3 protein-coding genes are annotated in these 3,984 nt (G+C 62.6%); all 3 read right to left on the bottom strand.

Going from position 1 to position 3,984, the window contains the following annotated elements:
* Positions 1-273: 273 nt before the first annotated feature.
* The 3 genes from ACWD5Q_RS35190 to ACWD5Q_RS35180 all read right to left on the bottom strand — a co-directional run bounded on the left by ACWD5Q_RS35190 (position 274) and on the right by ACWD5Q_RS35180 (position 3,148).
* Entirely contained in the window at positions 274-1,611 is a 1,338-nt protein-coding gene (locus ACWD5Q_RS35190; RefSeq protein WP_451431136.1) for a hypothetical protein, read from the bottom strand.
* 77 nt (positions 1,612-1,688) lie between these two features.
* Positions 1,689-2,813 carry a WXG100 family type VII secretion target gene (locus tag ACWD5Q_RS35185; protein WP_451431135.1) on the bottom strand — a complete coding sequence of 375 codons (1,125 nt, stop codon included), beginning with the start codon at positions 2,811-2,813 and terminating at the stop codon, positions 1,689-1,691.
* Entirely contained in the window at positions 2,810-3,148 is a 339-nt protein-coding gene (locus tag ACWD5Q_RS35180) for a hypothetical protein (protein WP_451431134.1), read from the bottom strand. The genes ACWD5Q_RS35185 and ACWD5Q_RS35180 overlap by 4 nt, the downstream gene beginning before the upstream one ends.
* Positions 3,149-3,984 lie beyond the last annotated feature (836 nt).

The raw sequence follows: 3,984 nt of genomic DNA, 5'->3' as shown, positions 1-3,984 counted from the left end.
TGACACCCCGCCCTGCCAGCCGACGACCACCACGGTCACCGGCCGTCACCACACGCCCAAATCCATCACTCAGCGCACACCGCCTGAATGATTACCCTGCGGCGTCACCCCGAGCACTTCCGCGACCTTGCTCTGACGCATCCCCTGTCCGAATAAATCAGCCGCCTGCATGCGCCGCCGCTCCAGCTCAACCGGGCTCAACCGACCACGAGTTCGAGCCCCCATACCCCGGTATGCCGAACATGGCCAGATCATCAAACACGACGTCAAAGATCAGTGCGCTGTGGCGTTCTTCGTGGAACGGCCCTCGCTCACAACGGCACCACCGACGCCGCAAGCTCCAAGGAAGCCGACAATCCCAGCTACCCAGCGCCATCCCGTCGGCACGTCAAACGTAAGCAATACAGCGCACGCGATCACGACTACGCAGGCCTGCAATGCCAAGGGCTCGATGTAGAGAGGCCAATAGGAACGCGGATCGAACAGGCGGACGGGCCGGTCCTTCTCCGGTGCAGGACTCAGCTTCCCCACAGAGACCGCGCTGCCGTTCAGCGACCGTGTCTCGTCAACGCTCATCATTCCGTGCACCACCAGGCCAGCGTCGAACACCATCGCCGCGGGCGTTGTGCTCGGAGAAATCCGCGAGCCTCGCGCTCCCCGATGTGCGTCCCAGCACAGCCAAAGCTGCTGACCCACCATCATCTCTGGCAGACCGTTCTCGCTTGCGCCTGCGTAGAAGTGTGCCCATCCGTCATCCGTACGGATCTCCAGGTACTTTCCCTTCAGCAGCCGCTTCTGCCCTTCTGTATCAAAATGTCCACCAACTCGCGTGTAGCTTCCCCGAATGGCTTTGTCCTTCTCACCCAGTCGTGAAAACGCTCGAAAACCGTGTCTGGCCGACAGATGGTTAATGGCCAGGAACCATCCGAGCAGCAGCACGACGACGAAGGACCAGCGCATGTACGCGGGCATCGTTTCCCCACGCAACTTCCAGCCCAGACTGCGCTCGTCCCCGGCCACCGCTCCAAGTTGCGGCTGTGCGGGCGCATACAGCACCTTCACCGGGTCACCGGGACGCAGAGGCTCGTATGTCGTCGACTTGACCGTTGTCGACACCGACTCGGCGCCGGCTCCTACAGGTAGTTGGACGACCACCGTCGCCGTATAGGGGTCCTTGCCACTGGAGGACTTCTGCCGGACGTCGCTCACCTTTTGGGCTCGCGCGACTCCGAACTCGCCACCAGCCGAATAGATGCGTTGCACCAGCTCCGGCCTTTGCGGCGCCCCCGCAGCCAAGGCGACGACGCCCACGAGCACGGCGGGAATCCCGAGTCCCCAGGCAAGGCTTCGAAGCTGCTGGCCTCGCCTCGAAGGGATGGTCCGTGGCAGCGAGGCCGGCTCCGCAGCCGAGCCATGTGCCTCGTCGTCAACTTCAGCACACACAGCCGCAGCGACTTCTCCAAACGGCCTCCAACCCCCTGACGACCGCCGCTGCAGCGCGATCACCACGACGCAGATGAGCACGCCGCCCAGAGCGACCAGGATCAGCTTCTGCCGCAGGTCCGGGAGCGTAACGAACAGCCACAGCCACAGCACGGGCGTCACTGCCATCAGCCCCAGGCCAGCGCACCACGCGCCAACCCTGAAAGACGCCTTAAAAGGCGTTCGAGCCACTTCCGCATGCACCGTCACCCGAAGTCCTCGCGAATTCGGTCCGTTGCCGACCTGTGGTCGCCCTCGACGCCCCTTCGGGCAGCTTTCTGAGCTTGCTCTGCGGTCTTGTCCACGCCTCCGAAGCCGTCCTTCGCGGTGTTCGCGGAAATACCTCCCGCTACCGGAGTGGCGGAACCGAAGGCAGCGTCGGTTCCGACCTGCTGGTGCTCCGGTCGGTCCCCGCTGTAGGCGAAGTCGTTGTCGCTCCTCAGGCCTCGAGCCATGTCATCGAAGCCCCTGTCGACCGCCCTTGCGCCGCCACCGAGTCCGCCGGCTGCGCCTCCGGTGATAGCAGTGACGGCCTCTTGCCTGATGTCGAAGTCCTCACCCTTGCGTAGGGAGTCCAGATAGTCTCCCGAGACCCCTCCAGCGGCACCACCCACCATGCCACTGACAATCTCCTTACCGCCCAGCGCGGTCACGGCTTTACCCGCGGCAGTACCAACGGTCACTCCGGTGAAGCCTCCGATCATGTTGGTCGTGACTTCCCAGCCTTTGCCGCTCAGCTGGCTGGTAATCATGCCACCCGCAGTGCCACCCGCCCAGTTGAGCGCTGCCTCAGTGAGGAATTTCCCTGCCCTGCCCGTGTTGTAGAGCCTCTGGAATATGGTGCCGATCAAGCGTAGGAGCCTGCCCATTCGCCCCGCGGCATCGAGAGCCCTAGTGACCAGCATGGTCACTCGCGCTGCACCAGCCGCGGCCGAGACACCCAGCGTCAGGAACGACATGCCTACCGAGACACCGATGGAGATCCCGATCTCCATGTAAATTTCATGGATCTCATCGTTGACCTCGCGAATGCACTTGGCGGCCTCCTCGAGACCTTTGGCGGCTTCGTCGAAATCTTTTGTGGCATCCAGTACGGCACCGGCGAACTCCTCCCAGTGAGCCTGGAAAGCGTTCGCTGCCTCACCACGCCATGTGTGCCCGACAGTCCTCTTGACTTCTCGGTCCAGGTTCCCTACGAGGCTCTCGACGTCAGATTGCAGATTGCGCCATGCCTTGGCCGCGGCTTCCAACTCTTCCGGGCGACCACCGGGATTGATGACCTCGATACCGAGTTCGATGATTTCTTCTGCCGCGGACTCGTTCCCGCTCACCGGTCACCATCCGCTTGCTTGCCGAAGAGGACCGCGAGGTCGTCATCGGTGACTTCGGCGTCCTTGTTGACCTTCCGCAGAGCGTCGGCGATCTTGTCCAGGTGCTCATGCACGGCCTTCATGGCGCTGGCAACGTCCGCAGAGTATGCGATATAGGTGGATGTGACCTCCTCCGATTCCGCCAGAACACCGAATCCGTCCGTGATCGCCTCTTCCCCTGTCTTCTCCGTGAATTCTTTGAGATAGGCCCTCAAATCATATGCTTGCAACTCAAATTTGCGGGCCAGATCCCTTCCCGCTCCAGGTTCGTAATAAGAGGTACCGTCGTCGGCCATTTACCGTCCTCATTTTGGCGGTATATGTGCTGGGGGTCACGAGTGGTGAGGCCTCCCAACGGCTGATCTGGCCCAAAGGGCATCGGAGGCCCTAAAGTGTTCAGCCTCTGCCGGAACGAAGAGCGGAATCGGCTACTCGCCCTGGTGCGGGGGTTGTTGCATGTAGGGGTTGGGATACTGCGGGGGCAGTCCCGGAGGAGTGGGATATCCCTGATGGGGAGTTGAGGGGTACGGCTGCTGGGCAGGTGGGTAGACCGGCTGCTGCGGTGAGTAACCCACATGAGGGGAATAAGTTCCTGCCCCAGAATTGACCGGACTGGTCCCGGAGTTGCGGCGGCCACGCATTACGGTGAAGACGACGATGGTGGCAATCACCGCTCCGATACCGATGATGCCGAGGATAAGGACGATGGCACCCACTGAGGAAAATCCCCTCACATTCTTGGACTGATTCGCTGCGGTGTCATTGTTTCCGCGTACCCGGATGGCGAGCTGTCCCACCAACAGAGGCCATCCTTGAGCACGGTCCGTCCGACAGAGAATTACCCTTACTGCTCTTGGTGCGGCGGCTGCTGGGTATAGGGGTTGGGCTGCTGCGGGAACTGCCCGGGAGGAGCGGAATCCCCCTGGTTGGGAGCTGCATTGGGGTAGGGCTGCCGGGCATGCGGGTAACCCGTGCCCGGCGAGGACATAGCACCGCCGGAACCGGGGCCGCCGTTACTACCGTTACGGCGGTTTCGCATTACCGGGTCTTCGAACTTGATGGGGGTGCGGCGGTGACGGGCAGGCTTGCCGGTCACGCTGCGTGAGGCAGTGGGGGTACGGGCGCCCCGGAC

The sequence above is a fragment of the Streptomyces sp. NPDC002513 genome, assembly GCF_053595355.1.
The sequence above is the reverse complement of the archived record's forward strand: the minus strand, read 5'-3'. Positions and strand labels throughout refer to the sequence as shown.